The 19151-nt window shown below is 59.2% G+C and carries 17 protein-coding genes; 7 read left to right on the plus strand and 10 right to left on the minus strand.

The annotated features are described in order from the left end of the window. Positions 1–5: 5 nt before the first annotated feature. The 3 genes from I9H07_RS23605 to I9H07_RS23615 form a co-directional block, all read right to left on the minus strand. Entirely contained in the window at positions 6–2291 is a 2286-nt protein-coding gene (locus tag I9H07_RS23605; RefSeq protein ID WP_024675872.1) for an ABC transporter permease subunit, read from the minus strand. Positions 2292–2422: 131 nt separating this feature from the next. Continuing rightward, on the minus strand, positions 2423–3421 hold the full coding sequence (locus I9H07_RS23610) for a phosphate ABC transporter substrate-binding protein PstS family protein (protein WP_024675871.1): 999 nt from the start codon (positions 3419–3421) through the stop codon (positions 2423–2425). 166 nt (positions 3422–3587) lie between these two features. Next, positions 3588–4877 carry an MFS transporter gene (locus I9H07_RS23615; protein ID WP_058392095.1) on the minus strand — a complete coding sequence of 430 codons (1290 nt, stop codon included), beginning with the start codon at positions 4875–4877 and terminating at the stop codon, positions 3588–3590. A gap of 430 nt (positions 4878–5307) precedes the next feature. Between I9H07_RS23615 and I9H07_RS23620 the strand changes: the two genes are divergently transcribed. Together I9H07_RS23620 and I9H07_RS23625 are read left to right on the plus strand one after the other, a co-directional pair. Then, on the plus strand, positions 5308–5709 hold the full coding sequence (locus I9H07_RS23620; RefSeq protein ID WP_003378389.1) for an acyl-CoA thioesterase: 402 nt from the start codon (positions 5308–5310) through the stop codon (positions 5707–5709). Between the two features lie 91 nt (positions 5710–5800). Beyond that, on the plus strand, positions 5801–6712 hold the full coding sequence (locus I9H07_RS23625) for a D-hexose-6-phosphate mutarotase (RefSeq protein ID WP_024675869.1): 912 nt from the start codon (positions 5801–5803) through the stop codon (positions 6710–6712). 25 nt (positions 6713–6737) lie between these two features. Here I9H07_RS23625 and I9H07_RS23630 read toward each other — a convergent pair whose 3' ends face one another. From I9H07_RS23630 to purE, 4 genes are all read right to left on the minus strand, one after another. After that, a complete protein-coding gene (locus I9H07_RS23630) occupies positions 6738–7271 on the minus strand; it encodes a DUF3299 domain-containing protein (RefSeq protein ID WP_024644654.1) in 534 nt (177 codons plus the stop codon). Between the two features lie 83 nt (positions 7272–7354). After that, a complete protein-coding gene (locus I9H07_RS23635; RefSeq protein WP_007252259.1) occupies positions 7355–7600 on the minus strand; it encodes a GlsB/YeaQ/YmgE family stress response membrane protein in 246 nt (81 codons plus the stop codon). A gap of 392 nt (positions 7601–7992) precedes the next feature. Beyond that, positions 7993–9075 (minus strand): 5-(carboxyamino)imidazole ribonucleotide synthase, encoded by a 1083-nt coding sequence (locus I9H07_RS23640; RefSeq protein ID WP_058392094.1) that lies wholly within the window; start codon positions 9073–9075, stop codon positions 7993–7995. A gap of 9 nt (positions 9076–9084) precedes the next feature. Then, a complete protein-coding gene (gene purE, locus I9H07_RS23645; RefSeq protein ID WP_003340324.1) occupies positions 9085–9576 on the minus strand; it encodes a 5-(carboxyamino)imidazole ribonucleotide mutase in 492 nt (163 codons plus the stop codon). A 402-nt stretch (positions 9577–9978) separates the two neighbouring features. On the opposite strand from purE, the gene I9H07_RS23650 reads away from it, so the two are divergent. Both I9H07_RS23650 and I9H07_RS23655 read left to right on the plus strand, forming a co-directional pair. Next, positions 9979–10611, plus strand: a complete 633-nt coding sequence (locus tag I9H07_RS23650) for a reprolysin-like metallopeptidase (protein WP_024671917.1) — start codon at positions 9979–9981, stop codon at positions 10609–10611. A 151-nt stretch (positions 10612–10762) separates the two neighbouring features. Beyond that, on the plus strand, positions 10763–11395 hold the full coding sequence (locus tag I9H07_RS23655; protein WP_024671918.1) for a hypothetical protein: 633 nt from the start codon (positions 10763–10765) through the stop codon (positions 11393–11395). Between the two features lie 35 nt (positions 11396–11430). Here the strand turns inward: I9H07_RS23655 and I9H07_RS23660 are convergent, their stop codons facing one another. Continuing rightward, entirely contained in the window at positions 11431–12342 is a 912-nt protein-coding gene (locus tag I9H07_RS23660; RefSeq protein WP_024671919.1) for a LysR substrate-binding domain-containing protein, read from the minus strand. Positions 12343–12637: 295 nt separating this feature from the next. On the opposite strand from I9H07_RS23660, the gene aspA reads away from it, so the two are divergent. The 3 genes from aspA (at position 12638) to I9H07_RS23675 (ending at position 16825) form a co-directional block, all read left to right on the plus strand. After that, the gene (aspA, locus tag I9H07_RS23665) at positions 12638–14062 is read left to right on the plus strand and encodes an aspartate ammonia-lyase (RefSeq protein ID WP_024671920.1); all 1425 of its coding nucleotides are present in this window, start codon (positions 12638–12640) and stop codon (positions 14060–14062) included. Between the two features lie 282 nt (positions 14063–14344). Next, positions 14345–15796, plus strand: a complete 1452-nt coding sequence (locus I9H07_RS23670) for an alanine/glycine:cation symporter family protein (protein ID WP_024671921.1) — start codon at positions 14345–14347, stop codon at positions 15794–15796. A 24-nt stretch (positions 15797–15820) separates the two neighbouring features. Further along, a complete protein-coding gene (locus I9H07_RS23675; RefSeq protein WP_024671922.1) occupies positions 15821–16825 on the plus strand; it encodes an asparaginase in 1005 nt (334 codons plus the stop codon). 60 nt (positions 16826–16885) lie between these two features. Here I9H07_RS23675 and I9H07_RS23680 read toward each other — a convergent pair whose 3' ends face one another. Continuing rightward, on the minus strand, positions 16886–17773 hold the full coding sequence (locus I9H07_RS23680) for a bestrophin family protein (RefSeq protein ID WP_058392092.1): 888 nt from the start codon (positions 17771–17773) through the stop codon (positions 16886–16888). A 120-nt stretch (positions 17774–17893) separates the two neighbouring features. After that, a complete protein-coding gene (locus I9H07_RS23685) occupies positions 17894–19105 on the minus strand; it encodes a YeeE/YedE family protein (protein WP_024671924.1) in 1212 nt (403 codons plus the stop codon). Positions 19106–19151 lie beyond the last annotated feature (46 nt).

Genomic DNA, 19151 nt, shown 5'->3' on the forward strand with positions numbered 1-19151 from the left:
CTTCCTTAAAGCGACGAGTATTGTTTGCGCAGACGCTGACGAATCAGCTCGGCGAAGGTGTTCATCACGAAGGTGAACATCAGCAGCACCAGGGCCGCCAGGAACAGTACCCGATAGTGACTGCCGCCGACTTCCGACTCCGGCATCTCCACGGCGACGTTCGCCGCCAGCGTGCGCATGCCTTCGAACAGGTTCATGTCCATGATCGGCGTGTTGCCGGTGGCCATCAGCACAATCATGGTTTCGCCCACCGCCCGGCCCATCCCGATCATCAACGCCGAGAAAATGCCCGGGCTGGCGGTCAGGATCACCACCCGCGTCAGGGTTTGCCACGGCGTTGCGCCCAGCGCCAGAGAACCGAGGGTCAGGCTGCGCGGCACGCTGAACACGGCGTCTTCGGCAATCGAATAAATGTTCGGGATGACCGCAAAGCCCATCGCAATGCCGACCACCAGCGCGTTACGTTGATCGTAAGTGATGCCCAGCTCTTCACGAATCCACATGCTCATGTTGCCGCCGAAGAACCAGCTCTCCAGGTGTGGGCTCATGCTCAGCGAGAACCAGCCCACCAACAGCACGACCGGGATCAGAATCGCGCCCTCCCAGCCGTCCGGCACCCGCAGGCGAATCGCATCAGGCAAGCGAGTCCAGAAGAACCCTGCCAGCAGAATACCGATCGGCGTCAGCAGCAACAGGCTGAAAATACCGGGTAGATGAGCTTCCAGATACGGCGCCAGAAACAGCCCGGCAAAGAAGCCGAGAATCACCGTGGGCATCGCTTCCATCAACTCGATCACCGGCTTGACCTTGCGACGCATCCCCGGAGCCATGAAATAGGCGGTATAGATCGCCGCAGCAACAGCCAGCGGCGCGGCCAGCAGCATGGCGTAGAACGCCGCTTTCAAGGTGCCGTAGGTCAACGGCGCAAGACTCAGCTTGGGCTCGAAATCGGAGTTGGACGCCGTGGACTGCCAGATGTACTTGGGTTCGTCGTAGTTCTCGTACCAGACCTTGCCCCACAACGAGCTCCAGGACACTTCCGGGTGCGGGTTGTCCAGCGCCAGCGGCAGCAGCTTGCCGCCACTTTCGATCAGAAGCTGATTGGCACGCGGTGACAGCGCCAGAATGCCGGGGCCGTCGGCGACCTTTTCGACCAGCAACATTCGGTGCGCAGTGCTGTGGAATACGCCCAGCCGGCCCGCAGTGTCCAGCGCGATGAAGCCCTTGCGACGCTGTTCGGCCTTGATCTGATCGATAGGCGCACTGCCCATTTTGAAATCACGAATGTGCATGAAGCGCTGTTCGCCGTCGGTGTCCCGGGCCATGAACCACTGCGCCAGGCCGCCCCTGGAGTTGCCGATAATCAGCGAAATGCCACCGACCAATTGAGCGCTGGCAGTGATCTCGGCGTTGCCATCTTCCAGCAGTTTGTAACGACCATTGAGGGCGCGATCCCGCAGACTGAACACGTCAGCCTGCGCCCGGCCATTGATCACGTACAGCCACTGCTGGCGTGGATCAATGTAGATCGCCTTGACCGCAGCGGACGTCTGCGGCAGCTCGATGCGGGTCTGCTCGCGAGTCATCTCGCCGGTCATCAGGTTTTCTTTCTGTTCAACCGAGACAACATGCAACTGGGTGCCCGTGGAGCCTGCCAGCTTCAGGCTCTCGCCGTCCGAGCTGACGGTCACATGCTCGACCGCTCGACCGCCCTCATCCAGCACCAGCGGCGTTTCGCCGAACGGCCAGGCGACACTCGGGGTGATGGTTTTCTGATCATTCGGGTAGGTCGTCAGGTAAGAGTGCCTGAAGACCAGCACCTGACCGTTGGACAGCCCCAGTGCAATCAGCGGCGCACCCGGCTGGTCCTTGCCGATAGAGGCAACTGACACGCCCGGCGGGAGTGGCAGGGCGATACGCTGCAGCTCTGCGCCGTCCTTGATGTTGAAGAAGATCACTTCGCCCTTGTCGGAAATACGCATCCCGATCAGGTTCTGTTCTTCAATGGTAATCATCAGCGGCTTGCCGGCACCCTGCATCCAAGCGGCACTCAGCTCTGGCTCGGCGGTAAGGCTTGCGCCCTTGAACAGCGGCGCGACGACGTAGGCGAGGTAGAAGAAGATCAGCGTGATGGCGGCCAGCACGGCAAGGCCGCCCACCGCGACGTACCAGTGAGTCAGCCGATCCTTGAACGCACGAACACGACGCTTGCGCACCATCGCAGGCGTATTGAAGTCGATACGCTCTGGAGGCGAACTCTGATTCATCGAAGGTTTGACCCATTCATTCATGCGCAAACACCGTAACCGCCTTGTATGACAAAAACATTACAAAGAAATGACGCAAAGAAGCCCGCTGCCCATGAAAACCGGCGGCGGACTGTTCAAACTGTGTAAAGGCCAGTCCATTGAGCCTCGCCTGGCTATCTGGCCGCTACACCGCTGGTGCTCTGCAAGCCAAGATCTGTCAGGGTTTTTTCCACAACGCGAGCGGGCAGCGGAATGTAACCATCTTTCATGACCACTTCCTGGCCTTGTCTGGACAACACCAGCTTCACGAACTCTGCCTCCAGTGGCGCCAGCGCCTGATTGGGTGCCTTGTTCACGTAGACATACAGGTAACGCGCCAGCGGATACGTGCCATTCAGGGTGTTGGCTTCGCTGTCTTCGACAAATTCGCCGCCCTCTTTCTTCGCCAGTGGGACAGTTCGTACGTTTGAAGTCTTGTAGCCAATACCCGAGTAGCCAATGCTGTTGAGCGAATTACTGATGGCGCTGACCACCGAAGCCGAGCCGGGCTGTTCGTTGACGTTGGCTTTGAAGTCGCCTTTGCACAGTGCTTCTTCCTTGAAATAACCGTAAGTGCCCGACACCGAATTACGGCCGAACAGTTGAATCGGCTTACCCGCCAGATCGCCGGTCACGCCCACATCACCCCAGGTTTTCGCATCAGCCCTGGCACCGCACAGCCGGGTCGCGGAGAAGATCGCGTCGACTTGTTGCAGGGTCAGCCCCTTGATGGGGTTGTCCTTGTGAACGAAGACCGCCAGCGCATCGACAGCCACCGGAATGGCGGTCGGTTTGTAGCCGTGCTTCTGCTCGAAAGCGGACAACTCGCCGTCTTTCATTTTGCGGCTCATCGGCCCCAGATTGGCAGTGCCTTCGGTTAATGCCGGCGGTGCGGTAGACGACCCGGCCGCCTGAATCTGAATGTTCACGCTCGGGTATTCTTTCTTGTAGGCCTCGGCCCACAGCGTCATGAGATTGGCCAGGGTATCGGAACCGACACTGGAGAGATTGCCCGACACACCGGCGGTCTTGGTATAGGCCTTGATGGCAGGGTCGACGGCAGCGAGCGTATTGGCTGCCGCAACTCCGGCGGCAACCAACGTCAGTGCAGTCAGCAAACTCTTGAAGGTCATTCCTTGCGCTCCCGGCAGGGTATGTAGGTGTCCACGAGCCATCTCGGTCAGGCTTGTGACCACTCTATGAATTGATTATGACAATAAGATGAAAAGGCCATCGCCCCGGAGCGGGGTGACAGCCTTTTAGTGTGTCGATACGTGACGCGCTTTCAGGCCTTGTCGATCAACGCTTCTGTGCCAGCAGGAACACACCGATTGCCATGCCCAGGCCACACAGAATCGCGACGTACCACGCCGGCCCCATCGGGCTGCTCTTGAGCATGAACGTCACGACCATCGGCGTCAGACCGCCGAAAATGGCATAGGCGAGGTTGTAGGAAAACGACAACCCGGAAAAGCGCACCACCGGCGGGAAGGCCTTGACCATCACATACGGAACCGCGCCGATGGTGCCGACGAACAGGCCGGTCAGCGCATACAGCGGGAACAGCACCTCGGGATTACTGCCGAGGATGTGATAGAACGTCCACGAACTGACCAGCAGGCCAGTGCTGCCCAGCAGAAACACCCAGCCTGCACCGAAACGATCCGCCAGCGCGCCGGCAGCGATGCAACCAATACTCAGGAACACAATCGCCAGGCTGTTGGCTTTCAGTGCCGTGGCTGCCGGAAAACCATAGATGGTTTGCAGGATGGTCGGTGTCATCAGAATCACGACGATGATGCCCGCCGACAGCAGCCAGGTCATCAGCATCGACAGTGCAACGGCACCACGATGATCACGCAATACCGCCTTGAGCGGCACTTCTTCGGCCAGCGCCTTGCGTAGCTGCAACTCGGCAAACACCGGGGTCTCGTGCAGCATACGACGCAAGTACACCGACATCAGGCCGAACACACCGCCCAGCAGGAAAGGAATCCGCCATGCGTAGTCCGACACTTCAACCGGGGTATAAATGCTGTTGATCGCCGTGGCGACCAGCGAGCCCAGCAAAATGCCCGCGGTCAGACCAGCCGTCAGCGTGCCGCATGCGTAACCGACCCGACGTGCAGGCACATGCTCGGACACGAACACCCAGGCGCCCGGCACTTCACCGCCGATGGCTGCGCCCTGAATCACCCGCATCAACAGCAGCAGGATGGGGGCCCACATGCCGATCTGTGCGTAGGTCGGCAGCAAACCCATGATCAGGGTCGGCACGGCCATCATGAAAATGCTCAGCGTGAACATCTTCTTGCGCCCCAGCAGATCGCCGAAGTGCGCCATGATAATGCCGCCCAACGGCCTCGCCAGATAACCGGCGGCAAAAATGCCGAAGGTCTGCATCATGCGCAGCCAGTCGGGCATGTCGACCGGGAAAAACAGCTTGCCGACCACCGCCGCAAAGAACACGAAAATGATGAAGTCGTAAAACTCGAGTGCGCCACCCAGGGCAGACAGCGACAGGGTTTTATAATCGCTGCGGGTCAAAGGCCGCGCTGGCTGCGTGGAACTTGAAGGAACAGATGACATGACAAGGCTTCTCTTTGCTTGTTCTTCGATAAGGGCGAGCGACAGCAACGCTGGCTGCTGCGGGGTGGCGTGCAGAAGCGAATGTCCGGGGCAATTGTGCAGATAGGCACCAAAATTGCGTGTACAGGCAGTCTTGTTACCTGTAAGGGTCCAGCAAGATAGCAAATTGTTTCAAAAAACACATGGCAAGAACTGCACTGACGCGAAATGAGAACCTGACGGTCGTTCTATGGGTCAACGCCCGATATACTCCCGGGTCGTCAGCAGCTGTGGGAAGCTGTGCGAAAACGTCTGAGTCAGCGGGTTTCGCAGAGTTTCCCTTGGGCCCTTTTCAGAGCTGAACACGTAATGTTCATGCTCATGGTTTTGAATGGCACCTGTTAACCGCGACACACAATAATGAGAGTCATGGGTCAGAGGCACCCTAGGCATGATCGAGCTCGAACAAGAAGATCCAACTCCGCAAGGCGACCTTGCACTGCAAATCACCGCCCTTCCCCGCGAAACCAATGGCTTCGGCGATATCTTCGGTGGCTGGCTGGTGTCCCAGATGGACCTGGCCGGTACAGCAATGGCCAGTAAAGTGGCGGGCGGCCGTGTGGCGACCGTTGCGATTGATCGCATGGCGTTTCTGGTGCCGGTCGCAGTCGGCGAGCAGCTTTCCTTTTATACCCGCACACTGGAAGTCGGCCGTACCTCGATCAAGATGATGGTCGAAGTGTGGAGCGATGACCCGGTAACCAGTGAATGGCGCAAGGTGACAGAAGCGGCATTCGTCTTCGTCGCCATCGATTCCAGCGGCCGGACACGCTCGGTTCCCGCGCGACGGTAAATTGTCGCTCGGCCATGGATTGGCTGCACGGGTAAACTCAACGAGCGTGAAGCGGTCTATTTTCGTCACGGTCCTTGAGTGAGAACTTTGCATGCCAACATCCCCGGTTGAACCCACCGTCGAATCCGTCCAGTACGACGAGCTGAATTGCTGGCGTATCCGCCACGGTGAGGCAGAGTTGCTGGTCGCCCAGCAAGGCGCACACATCCTCAGCTATCAAGTGGCCGGGCAGCCGCCGCTGGTCTGGCTTAACGAAGAAGCCGTATTCAAGAAAGGCAAACCGATCCGTGCCGGCATCCCGATCTGCTGGCCATGGTTTGGCAATCTTGAGCGCAACCCCGAAAGCGTGCAGGCCATGCGCCAGAGCAGTGAACCGGCCAAGGCTCACGGCGAAGTCCGGGCGCTGGACTGGGAGCTGCTGGGTATCGGTGAAGATGGCGATGCGCTGCTGGTGGAGTTCGTTCTGCCGCAGGCCGAAGGCCATTTGCCCGGCTGGCCACACAACGTTGCCCTGAAGCTGAGCATCCGCCTCGACCATGCACTGAATGTGAGTCTGGTCAGCTACAACTGCGGCACCGAACCGGTGACCTTCAGCCAGGCGCTGCATACCTACTTCGCCGTCAGCGATGTGCGCCAGGTCAGTGTCGAAGGGCTCGACGGCCTGACCTACATCGAAACCCTGGAAAACTGGGAACAGCGCGAACAAGCGGGCGACCTCACCTTCACCGGCGAAACCGACCGTATCTACAAGGACACGCCTGGGGTACTCAGCATCGTCGACCCCGAGTGGCAACGACGCATCCACATCCGCAGCACCGGCTCGGCATCAGCCATCCTCTGGAACCCGTGGATCGAAAAAACCGGCAAATTCACCGACATGGCCGCCGACGGCTGGCAGCGCATGGTCTGCGTCGAAACCGCCAACGTGCTGGACGACGTGGTCACGCTGGCGCCGGACCAGATGCATGTGCTGGGGGTGAGTGTCTGGAGTGAAGCGCTCTGATCAGCCATTGATCAGAGCCATGCCATCAAAGGTCCGACTCAACCACCACGCGGACCTTTGACGCATCCATTGCATACGCCGCATCGGCCAGGTCATTGTTGACCTTCTCGATCTTCAGGGTACCTTCGACCCACAGCGGTGTGTAGATATCATCCAGTTTCAGCCCTTTGGGGTAGCGCACCAGCACCAGTTGATTGGGCGGCGGAGGCGGAACGTGGATGCACGCGCCGGGATAAGGCACGAGAAAGAACAGCGTGCTATGGCCTTTGGCGTCGGTTTCGAGGGGGACGGGGTAACCACCGAGGCGAATGGTCTTGCCATTCATGGCCGGGACGGTCTTGGTCGAATACATGACCGCAGGCAGACCCTTGCTCTGCTTCAACCCGCCCTTGCTGTCGAACGTACCCATGGCTTCCGGAGAATTGTGATCAATCTCGGGCATGGCTTCGAGGGCTTTTTGATCGGACTTGGGCATCAGCTCAAGCCAGTCGGTTTCCGGCAACTGGGCGTGTGCAAGCCCGGACACCAGCAGAAGAGTCATCAACAGGAAGCGACGCATGATAGAGCTCGGCAAAGGGGAGAAAAGTTGCCGCGCATTCTAGCCCTCTGCGCACTGTAAAACAGAGGGCTGACGCATAAGCGTTATTTCTTTTTGATCATGCCGTAGATGACCAGCAGGATAACTGCACCTACCAGCGCGCCGAGGAAACCGGCACCTTCGCCTGCCTGATAGATACCCAGAGCCTGACCGCCATAAGTGGCTGCAAGCGAACCGGCGATACCCAGCACGATGGTCATGATCCAGCCCATGCTGTCGTCGCCCGGCTTCAGGAAGCGAGCCAGCAGACCAACGATCAGGCCGATAAAGATGGTTCCAATGATACCCATGCCATTTCCCTCTGTATTAAGTGAACATGCCTGAGCCAATAGCAGCCCCGACTTACTGCTATCTGAGAACAGTAGCAGGGAATGGTTCCGGCGAAGTGGCGAGTTTGAAGCGAGGTGGAGAATTCTTCATGAATGACGGGGCTGGACCGATCCGGAGCTGAGGGCCAGGCGTCTCGAACGGCGCTTCAACGCAGAAGCATTCGTTCCGCACGCTCTGCGCTCGTGGTTATACACAAGTCCAACTGACTATCGTGCCAATGCTCCGCGTTGGCATGCCTTGGGTGACGCGCCATGGCTGCAATGTGACGCAGAGCGTCACGAAATGCATTACCACGCGGAGCGTGGGAACGAGAAAAGGACGCGGAGCATCGGCACGATAGCCGCGGGCCTGATCAGCCCTTGATCAGCGCCTCTACCAACTTTACCTGGCGATCCAGTGTGGCGCGGTCGGCGCTGCGAACGGTTGCGTGGCCCACTTTACGGCCGGCCTTGAATGCCTTGCCGTAGTGGTGCAGGTGGCAATCCTCGACAGCGGTGACCTTGTCCACTGCCGGCACCTCACCAATGAAGTTGAGCATGGCGCTTTCGCCGACCTTGGCCGTCGAGCCCAGAGGCAGGCCTGCCACGGCGCGCAGGTGATTTTCGAACTGGCTGCACTCGGCGCCTTCCGTGGTCCAGTGACCGGAGTTGTGCACACGTGGCGCGATCTCGTTGGCTTTCAGGCCACCGTCGACCTCAAAGAACTCGAACGCCAGCACACCTACGTAATCCAGCTGCTTGAGGACGCGACCGGCATAGTCTTCAGCCAGCGCCTGCAACGGGTGATCGGTGCTGGCAATGGACAACCGCAGAATGCCGCTGTCATGCGTGTTGTGGACCAGCGGGTAAAAGCGGGTTTCACCATCACGCGCACGCACAGCGATCAGCGAGACTTCCCCGCTGAACGGTACAAAGCCTTCCAGCAGGCAAGGCACACTGCCCAGCTCTGCAAACGTACCGATCACATCGGCCGCCGAACGCAGAACCTTCTGGCCCTTGCCGTCATAACCCAGCGTGCGGGTTTTCAGGACGGCGGGCAGACCGATGCTGGCCACAGCGGCATCCAGGTCGGCTTGCGACTGGATGTCGGCGAACGCCGGAGTCGGAATGCCCAGGTCCTTGAACATGCTCTTTTCGAACCAGCGATCACGTGCGATGCGCAATGCTTCGGCACTCGGGTAAACAGGCACGAACTGCGACAGGAACGCCACGGTTTCAGCCGGCACGCTTTCGAACTCGAACGTCACCAGATCGACTTCATCCGCCAGTTGGCGCAAATGATCGAGATCACCGTAATCGGCACGCAGATGCTCACCCAACGCGGCCGCACAGGCATCCGGCGCAGGATCGAGAAAGGCGAAGTTCATGCCCAGTGGCGTACCTGCCAATGCCAACATGCGGCCGAGCTGGCCGCCACCGATTACACCGATCTTCATGGAAAAACCTCAGGCGTGGCGTGGGTCTGGATTGTCCAGGACGCTGTCTGTCTGCTCAGTGCGGAATTTCTTCAGCGCTGCGTGGAATTGCGGGTGCTTGGCGCCGAGGATGCTTGCTGAAAGCAGCGCTGCGTTGATCGCGCCCGCTTTGCCGATAGCCAGGGTCGCCACCGGAATACCGGCCGGCATCTGCACGATCGACAACAGCGAGTCGACGCCCGACAGCATCGAAGACTGCACCGGTACGCCCAACACCGGCAGGTGAGTCTTGGCGGCGCACATGCCCGGCAAGTGAGCAGCACCACCGGCACCGGCGATGATCACTTCAATGCCTCGGCCTTCTGCTTCGTCGGCGTACTGGAACAGCAGGTCCGGCGTGCGGTGGGCTGACACCACTTTGACTTCAAAAGGGATGCCGAGCTTTTCCAGCATATCGGCGGTGTGGCTAAGGGTGGACCAATCGGACTTGGAGCCCATGATCACGCCAACCAGTGCGCTCATCGTCGTGCCTCTCATCGGGCGCCCGCAGGCGCGTCTTAAAACAACAAGCCACGCGGGAGGACCGGCGTGGCTTGTTGTACGAATAATGACCGGCTTAGCCGGCCAAAGGCCGCGCAGTATACCGCAAAGTTGCATGTTTAAAGCACCTGCGATCACCTTCTGTCAGCGGCGCGACACGATCCCTGCGCCAGCAATGCAGGTGACGGCGAGAGCCCATCAGAGCTCGCGGAGACAGCGACCGGATTCCTCCCACTCAACCGATACGCCCTACACCACAAAGGCACTGAACCTGCTACTTGAAGCGCAAAGTGCGTCTGTTAGCGCTGATCGGTATCTGCTTGACTGGTGCTGCGACCGTGAAGTCGCCACCCGAACATAACGCTCAAGGATGAGAACGTACCTATGAAAAACGCACTAGCGAAAAACACATTGAAAACATGGCTGTCTCTGGCGGTCTTTTTTTACCTTCCATTTGCAACGGCAAGCGGACCCAATCTGGGATTGTTTCTGGTCATGCATGACCAGCTTACCCAGCAGGAACGCAACGATCTGAACGAGAGTTACTTGAGCCCGCTGGTCAAGCAGTTGACTGAGATCACCGGACGCAGACTCACCGTGACCCTGATCACCAACGAACCCGGCACGACCGATTTCGACTATCGAGGGCTGGAAAAGACCGAGCTGTTAACCAGCCTGTCTCTCATCAGCGAAAAATATGCAGACGCGAAAAACCTGCCGCTCCCGTCGAAACGGCATAAGTACGTGTTCCTGACATCCAATAAAATCAGCCTGATGAGACACGGGGTTACGGCAACGAACTACAACGTCGCCATTGCGTCGCTGAAGAGATACCACACGCTAGCACACGAAGTCGGCCACTTGTTTGGCGCCACGCATGAAGCGGCAACCGGTTTCCCATGTCAGACGACGATGTGGGGAGACTTCACGACCGCGATCATCCCTTGCTATTACTTCAGCGAAGCCAACAAGGCGCTGATACGTAACTACGTTGACGGCACACCTGCCGTCAATTGAGAAAGCGGCTCGCTGCACGCCCGTTCGGCGCGCACACCCGGTTGCGATACCCCGCAATTCCAAGCCTTCCGGCGCCGCGATTGCTATCAATTAGAGGCATGACCTGTGTCGGGCCATAAACCCTATTCACTACTCACGGACGAGTAAAAACATGTTCAAGACAATCGCAAGATCACTGCTGTTAATCGCTACCTTCACGCTGTGTCAGGCCGCCCTGGCGGATGGCACCTCGAAGCGCCCGCTGTTTTTCTTTCTGTTCATTCATGACGATGTAAAGGAAACCGGCGACGCACGCCTTGCCGAAGAGTACTTTTCCTGGCTCATAAAGGACCTGGAAAGCTTCACGGATCGGCGCGTCCATCTGCAGTTCGTACGCAACATTCCTGGTGTGACCAATGCTCAGTACAAAGGCGAAAATCTGGACCAGACCTACATCACCTGGAAGAACAAGCTCGATCAGTATTTGAATGAAAAGAACCTGCCGCTTAACGGCACGACCAAGTACCTGCTGGTCACCCAGGACAAGATGAATTCGAGCACACTCGGCTTTGCCACGCTCGGTGGATATACTGGCATCGCATCGCTGGAAACGTTTACAGCACCTGCACATGAGCTGGGTCATATGCTCGGGGGCACTCACGAACTGGCAGAGGTCATCTACCAAAAGGCCTGGTGGTGCGAAACCAATCTGGTCGACACACGCAAATCCATACGAGCCAACTGTTACTTCTTCAGCGATAAAAACAAGCAGAAAATCGCCGCAAACCTGAGCGAGTTCCCCTGAGTGAAGCGCGGGCCACTCGCGACGGGCGGCCCGCTTTAAGATGACTCCGGTGGCGCAGCACTCTCAAGCTTGCGCCACAGCAGACGCACATTGGCCTTGCGCACCAGTGCGCAGCGGTACAGGCGAATCTCCAGCGGAACGTGCCATTGCGGCCCGCCACACACCACCAGTTCTCCGCGCGCCAGTTCGGCGCGCACACTCAGATGCGGCACCCAGGCGATACCCAATCCTTCGAGCGCCATGCTTTTCAGGCTGTCGGCCATCGCTGTTTCATAAACCGTGGTGAAGCGCAGATTGCGCTGACGCAGCAGTAAATTCACCGAACGCCCGAGAAAGGCGCCTGCGCTGTAGGCAAGCAACGGCACACTGGCCTCGCCTTCCATATCGAACAACGGCTGACCGTCGGCACCGGCAGCGCAGACCGGCAACATTTCGGTGTGCCCCAGGTGCAGCGAAGGAAAAATCTCGGCATCCATCTGCAACGCAGCATCAGGATCGTAGAACGCCAGCATCAGATCGCAACCGCCCTCGCGCAGCGCATGCACCGCGTCGCCGACGTTGGTGGCGACCAGACGGGTCGCGATATTCAGCCCCTCGTTGCGCAACTGGGCAATCCAGCGCGGAAAGAAACCGAGCGCCAGCGAATGCGCCGCAGCCACCTGCATGACTTCGCCCTGACCGCCTTCCAGATGATGCAGATGGCGCACCACCTCACCCAGTTGCTCAACCACCGTGCGCGCAGTGACCAGAAACAACTGCCCGGCCGCCGTCAGTTCAATCGGCGTGCGCGAGCGATTGACCAGGGTCAGCCCCAACGCCGCTTCCAGGCTGCGGATGCGCCGACTGAACGCCGGTTGAGTCACGAAACGGCGCTCGGCCGCCTGGGAAAAGCTGCGAGTGGCAGCCAGGGCGCTGAAATCCTCCAGCCATTTGCTTTCCAGATTCATCAGGTCCTCCCGGACAAAGGATGGCAGCCTCGCAAGGCATCGGTTTCAAACGGTCCCGTTGGGACGACCGGCAACGCTATGCAGATACATGATCCGACCCCGCTCACCGGCAGACAAGCGCAGACCGGGTGCGACAACCTGCTCTCTTTACGAACCGATCCCGATCCGGGTCACACCCGCATTATGCCGTTATTGCATAGGCCAGCGTTTAACAGCATTGGTCAATTTTATCCGGCAAGACCACTATTCGTGGCGTTCCGGCATTGTCCGTGCCTCTTTTGAGACCTTTTTTATCATGTCCTCGTCTGCATCATCGCGCATCGAAAAAGACCTGCTTGGTGTTCTCGAAGTACCTGCCAACGCGTATTACGGCATTCAAACCCTGCGAGCGGTGAACAATTTTCACCTGTCCGGCGTGCCTCTTTCGCACTACCCGAAACTGGTTGTGGCCCTGGCCATGGTCAAGCAGGCGGCCGCTGATGCAAACCACCAACTCGGTCACCTCAATGAGGCCAAGCATGCGGCTATCAGCGAGGCCTGTGCCCGACTGATTCGCGGCGATTTCCACGATCAGTTCGTGGTCGACATGATTCAGGGCGGCGCGGGTACGTCGACCAACATGAACGCCAACGAAGTCATCGCCAACATCGCACTGGAAGCCATGGGCTTCGAAAAAGGCGATTACAAGCACCTGCACCCGAACAACGACGTAAACATGGCGCAGTCGACCAACGACGCCTATCCGACCGCCATTCGTCTGGGACTGCTGCTGGGCCATGACGCCCTGCTCGCCAGCCTGTCCAGCCTGATCCAGGCCTTCGCGGCCAAGGGTGAAGAATTCAACCACGTGTTGAAAATGGGCCGTACCCAATTGCAGGACGCTGTTCCGATGACCCTGGGTCAGGAATTCCGCGCCTTCGCCACGACCCTGACAGAAGACCTCAATCGCCTGCGCAGCCTGGCACCCGAGCTGTTGACCGAAGTGAACCTGGGCGGCACTGCCATCGGCACCGGTATCAACGCCGACCCTGGTTATCAGAAGCTTGCCGTCGACCGTCTGGCACTGATCAGCGGCCAGCCGCTGGTTCCGGCCGCCGACCTGATTGAAGCGACCTCCGACATGGGCGCGTTCGTGCTGTTCTCGGGCATGCTCAAGCGCACCGCAGTCAAGCTGTCGAAGATCTGCAACGACCTGCGCCTGCTGTCCAGCGGCCCGCGCACCGGCATCAACGAAATCAACCTGCCGGCGCGCCAGCCAGGCAGCTCGATCATGCCCGGCAAGGTCAACCCAGTGATCCCGGAAGCCGTCAATCAAGTGGCCTTTGAAATCATCGGCAACGACCTGTCACTGACCATGGCGGCCGAAGGTGGTCAGCTGCAGCTCAACGTGATGGAACCGCTGATCGCCTACAAGATTTTCGACTCGATCCGCCTGCTGCAACGCGCGATGGACATGCTGCGTGAGCACTGCATCGTCGGCATCACTGCCAACGAACAGCGCTGCCGCGAACTGGTCGAGCATTCGATCGGTCTGGTCACCGCACTGAACCCGTATATCGGCTATGAAAACTCCACCCGTATCGCCCGCATCGCGCTGGAAACCGGCCGCGGCGTACTGGAACTGGTCCGCGAAGAAGGTCTGCTCGACGACGCCATGCTCGACGACATCCTGCGTCCGGAAAACATGATCGCTCCACGTCTGGCCCCCTTGAAGGCCTGACCGGGAATGACCTGCGCAACACGCTCACCAGATTGAGGGCCTAGACACCCCTCAATTTTTTGAGGGTCTGGGAGTGATTCTCCAGACCCTTTTTTTTGCCCGCTGCAAAGGGCTCAGATGCTTGACCCAGAGCCTGCGGCAGCCCACTTCCGAGGAGCCATCCAAGGGAGTATTCATTCATTGTCGCGAATGAAGAATCAGCCGTACAAGAAAGCGACTACAGACGTAAAAACTTTGCACCGGTATAGTGCGCCCCCTCAAAAGTAGCGAGGAATAACAAAAATGCTGGAAATGATTAACGACTTTCTCTCCGGTAAGGTACTGATCGTACTTATCGTTGGCCTGGGCAGTTACTTCACGATCCGCTCGCGTTTCGTTCAGTTTCGACACTTTTTCCACATGTTCTCGGTTTTTCGCGACAGTCTGCGCAGCAGCGCCGGTCAGCTGAGTTCATTCCAGGCCCTGATGCTCAGCCTTGCGGGCCGCGTCGGTGCAGGCAACATCGCAGGCGTCGGCATTGCCGTGACGCTCGGCGGTCCGGGTGCCGTGTTCTGGATGTGGGTCACTGCACTGGTCGGCATGTCCAGCAGCTTCATCGAGTGCTCGCTTGCGCAGCTCTACAAACGCAAGGACTCCGAAGGCCAGTTCCGCGGCGGTCCGGCGTATTACATCCAGCACGGTCTGGGTAAACGCTGGCTGGGTATGGTCATGGCCGTCCTGCTGCTGGTGACGTTCGGCTTCGCCTTCAACGGCCTGCAGTCCCACGCCGTGACCGACTCGCTGAAAAGCGCATTCAACATCGACACCAAGACCACCGGCATCTGCCTGGTGGTGTTGCTGGGTCTGGCTTTTGTCGGCGGCATCAAGCGCATCGCGGCGATTTCCGACCTGCTGGTGCCGGTCAAGACCCTGATCTACATCGCGGTCACCATTTACGTCATCGTGCTGCAGATCGACCACGTGCCGGGCATGCTGATGACCATCGTGCGCAGCGCCTTCGGCCTTGATCCGGTGTTTGGCGGCCTGATCGGCAGTGCCATCGTGATGGGCGTCAAGCGTGGCGTCTTCGCCAACGAAGCCGGTCTGGGCAGCGCGCCCAACGTGGCTGCCGTGGCCCATGTGGAACACCCGGTCGCGCAAGGCGTGGTTCAGGCGTTCAGCGTGTTCCTCGATACCTTCGTCATCTGCACTTGCACCGCCTTGCTGATCCTGCTGTCCGGTATCTACGACATCGGTTACGACGGCAACGGTATCGTGCTGGCGCAGAACTCGCTGGCGGCTGTGGTCGGTGACTGGGGCCGGGTCTTCATCAGCGTCGCCTTGGCACTGTTCGTCTTCACCTCGATTCTCTACAACTACTACCTGGGCGAAAACAGCCTGCGGTTCCTGTTTGGCGAGAAGATCAAGACCATCATCATCTACCGTATCGCGGTGCTGGTGCTGATCATGTGGGGTGCTGTCGTCGACCTGAAAGATGTATTGGCGTTCGCCGACATCACCATGACCATGCTGGCGTTCGTCAACCTGATCGCCCTGGCGATGCTGTTCAAAGTCGTCAAGCGCATTCTGAACGACTACGATGCGCAGCGTAGGGCAGGTATCAAGACGCCCGTGTTCGACTCCAGCCAGTTCCCTGATCTGGACCTGGACCGCAACGCCTGGCCTGCCAATCCGGAGCGCCAGTCGACACAGGATGCCGAGATGGCAGCCAAGACTGCGCCAGAAGCACGATAACCAACGCAACGCCGGAGAAGAGCCATGACTCAGGACTCACATCAAACCGCTCGACGAGTGATGGTTCTTTACACCGGCGGCACCATCGGCATGCAAGCCAGTGCCAACGGCCTGGCGCCTGCCTCGGGTTTCGAGGCGCGCATGGCCGGGCAACTGGCCGGGCATCCGGAACTGGTAGTGCCCGAGTGGCGCTTTCGCGAGATGTCGCCATTGATCGACAGCGCCAACATGACGCCTGCCTACTGGCTGCGCCTGCGTGACGCCGTGATCGAAGCGGTGGATGTCGATGGCTGCGACGCGGTGCTGGTGCTGCATGGCACCGACACCCTCGCCTATAGCGCTGCCGCCATGTGTTTCCAGTTGCTGGGGTTCAGCGCTCCGGTGGTGTTCACCGGTTCGATGTTGCCCGCTGGCGTGCAAGACAGTGATGCCTGGGAAAACGTCAACGGGGCGCTGCTCGCGCTGGGCTCCGGTCTGGCGTCAGGGGTTCAGCTGTATTTCCACGGCCAACTGATGACGCCCGTGCGCTGCGCGAAAATCCGCAGCTTCGGACGCCAACCATTTGCGCCACTGCAACGTTCGCGTGGGGGGCATGCGGCCGTGTCGCTGCCCGATGCGCTGAATTACCGTCAGCCTAAAAGCCTGGCAGAGGTCGCTGTATTGCCATTGTTTCCAGGTATCGGGGCGGCTCAGCTCGATGGTCTGATCGACAGCGGTATTCAGGGGCTGGTGCTGGAGTGCTTCGGCAGCGGCACCGGCCCGAGTGACGACCCGCAATTTATCGCCAGCCTGGAAAACGCCAGAGCGCGCGGTATTTGTGTGGTCGCGATCACTCAATGCCATGAAGGTGGCGTCGAGCTGGATGTCTACGAAGCGGGAAGCCGTCTGCGCAGTGCAGGCGTGCTGTCCGGTGGTGGCATGACCCGCGAAGCAGCGCTCGGTAAATTGCATGCGCTGCTGGGTGCCGGTCTGACGACTGAAGAAGTCCGGCGGCTGGTCGAGCTGGACCTGTGTGGCGAGTTGCGTTAAGCCGCGGTATTTCTCTGCTTTATCCGAGGCGTCCCGCACACGCGCAACGCCTCACCCTCCTTACGAAGCCTTGCTTTCTTCCTGTGCGCCCCTGAGCATCGAATCCAGATTGCGCTCGATGTTTTGGCACAACGCATTCATCTGAATCACATGCTCACTGGCACGAAACGGGCTTTGCAGGTCGGTGCCGATCTTTTCGATAGCCAACAGCATGAAGCCCACCACCGTCGAGGCCAGTGGCGTGAACCAGCCAAGCGTTTCCACCAGACCGATCGGCACGATCAGACAGAACAGCGTGATGAACAACCTCGGGAAGGCTACATACGGATAAGGCAAAGGCGTGTTGGCGATCCGTTCCATGCCGCCCTGGCAATTGGAGATGTCCACCATGGTCGACTCCAGACGCGCAAGCCGGATGCTGTCCAGACGTCCCGCCTGGTATTCCTTGGCCAACAGCGCAGCCGACGTATTGAGCAGGTCGTTAGGAAAATTGTTGGTATCGTGGCGGCGCTCAAATTCCTCACGAGGAATCAGCCTCTGAATATCGTCGCCGCATTCATCACCCTTCAAATGCGCAGACAGACATTTCACGTAGGCCACGTGACGACGCAACAAAGTCGCCTTGACCGGGTTGATACCGTCATCATCCTCGACCAGTGTCAGGACCTGACGAGCAAAGCTGCGCGAACTGTTGACCATCGCGCCCCACAGCGTCCGCGCTTCCCACCAGCGGTTGTAGGCGCTGGAATTACGAAAGCTGGTCAGCACCACCAACGCAGAACCGAGCAGGGTCAGGGGTAATGATGGCAGGTTGATCTTGCGATCAAGAAACAGCATGAAATCGACGGTGACGATCACGTCCCAGATCAGCAGCCAGAAGAGCGACCAACCCACGTAACCAATCGTCTTGCCGAGAAAGCGGAATTTAGAAATGATCGTTTGCTGCAAAGGACTACCCCATCGAGAAATAAGCGAGCGCGCATTCGGACCGCTACTGCATGGGCTTTGAATGCCAATCCAGCAGATGGTTCGCAAACGGCCCGCTTTATCTCGGGGTTTTCAACGTATTCAGCAGGCAGTCAACCCGACTTGCGGGCGCTCACCGGTAAAGAATATGGGGCGTAACCTGACACCCACCACGTTACCGGCATAGGCAGCGACCAGCCACAGCCAGCCGTGCAGACTGCCGGAAGCGATCCCGCTGAAGTACGCGCCGATGTTGCAGCCGTAGGCCAGACGCGAGCCGTAGCCCAACAGCAGACCGCCGATCACCGCCGCCACCAGCGAACGCGTAGGGATATCCAGACTTGGCGCAAAGCGCCCGGCCAGCCCGGCTGCCAGCAAGGCACCGAGCATGATGCCGATGTCCATCACGCTGGTGATGTCTTGCCACACCGGCGCCGCCAAAGCTTTGGCATTCGCGGCGCTTTGCCAGAACACCCAACTGCCGACGTCGACTCCCAAACCGCTTGCCGCCTTGGCGCCCCACAAGGCAAACGCCGAGGTGATGCCCCACGGGCGGCCAGCCAGCGCCAGCGTTGCGTAATTCAACACCGCCAGCGCCACCGCGCCCCAGACCAGAACCCACGGCCCGCGCAGCACCCGGCGCAGGCCACGATGCTCGGTGGTCACCGGCGCTTCAAGCTGACCATGACGGCGCTTTTCCAGCGTCACGGTAACCCACGCGATCAAGGCAAACACAACCAGGTTCACGATCAGCGCAGGCAGCACGCCGAAGGTCTTGACCACTGAAACAGGCGCAAACGCAGGCAGGGCGAACCACCAGTCCACATGGTGCGTGGCGATCAGTGAACCGAGGATGAAGAACAGCAGCGTGACCAGCATCCGTGCGTTACCGCCACCAGCGGTGAACAACGTACCCGATGCACAGCCACCGCCCAGTTGCATGCCGATGCCGAAAATAAACGCACCCACGACTACCGAAACGCCGACCGGTGCGACCAGCCCGGTAACCGGCTGACCAAACAGCGTGCCCGCTCCCAGTGCCGGGAAGAACAGCACGACCGCCACCGCCAGCATAACCATTTGCGCCCGTAGACCCGCGCCGCGCCGTTCACGGATGAACACGCGCCATGCGGATGTGAAGCCGAACGCGGCGTGGTACAGCGTCACGCCCAGCGCCGCGCCGACGATCCACAACAGCACCTGACGAGTGCCGACGCTGAGCAGCAGAAACTGCGCGCCCATCAACAGCAGAAACAGCGCAGCCAGCGGCGCGCCGAACTTGCGTCCGGGTGTTACAGACAGAGAGTTGTTCATAGGTATCTCGAAGACAGGTAGCAAAAACGACGATTATACGCGCGCC

Source organism: Pseudomonas syringae, from assembly GCF_023278085.1.
Classification (GTDB): Bacteria; Pseudomonadota; Gammaproteobacteria; order Pseudomonadales; family Pseudomonadaceae; genus Aquipseudomonas; species Aquipseudomonas syringae_Q.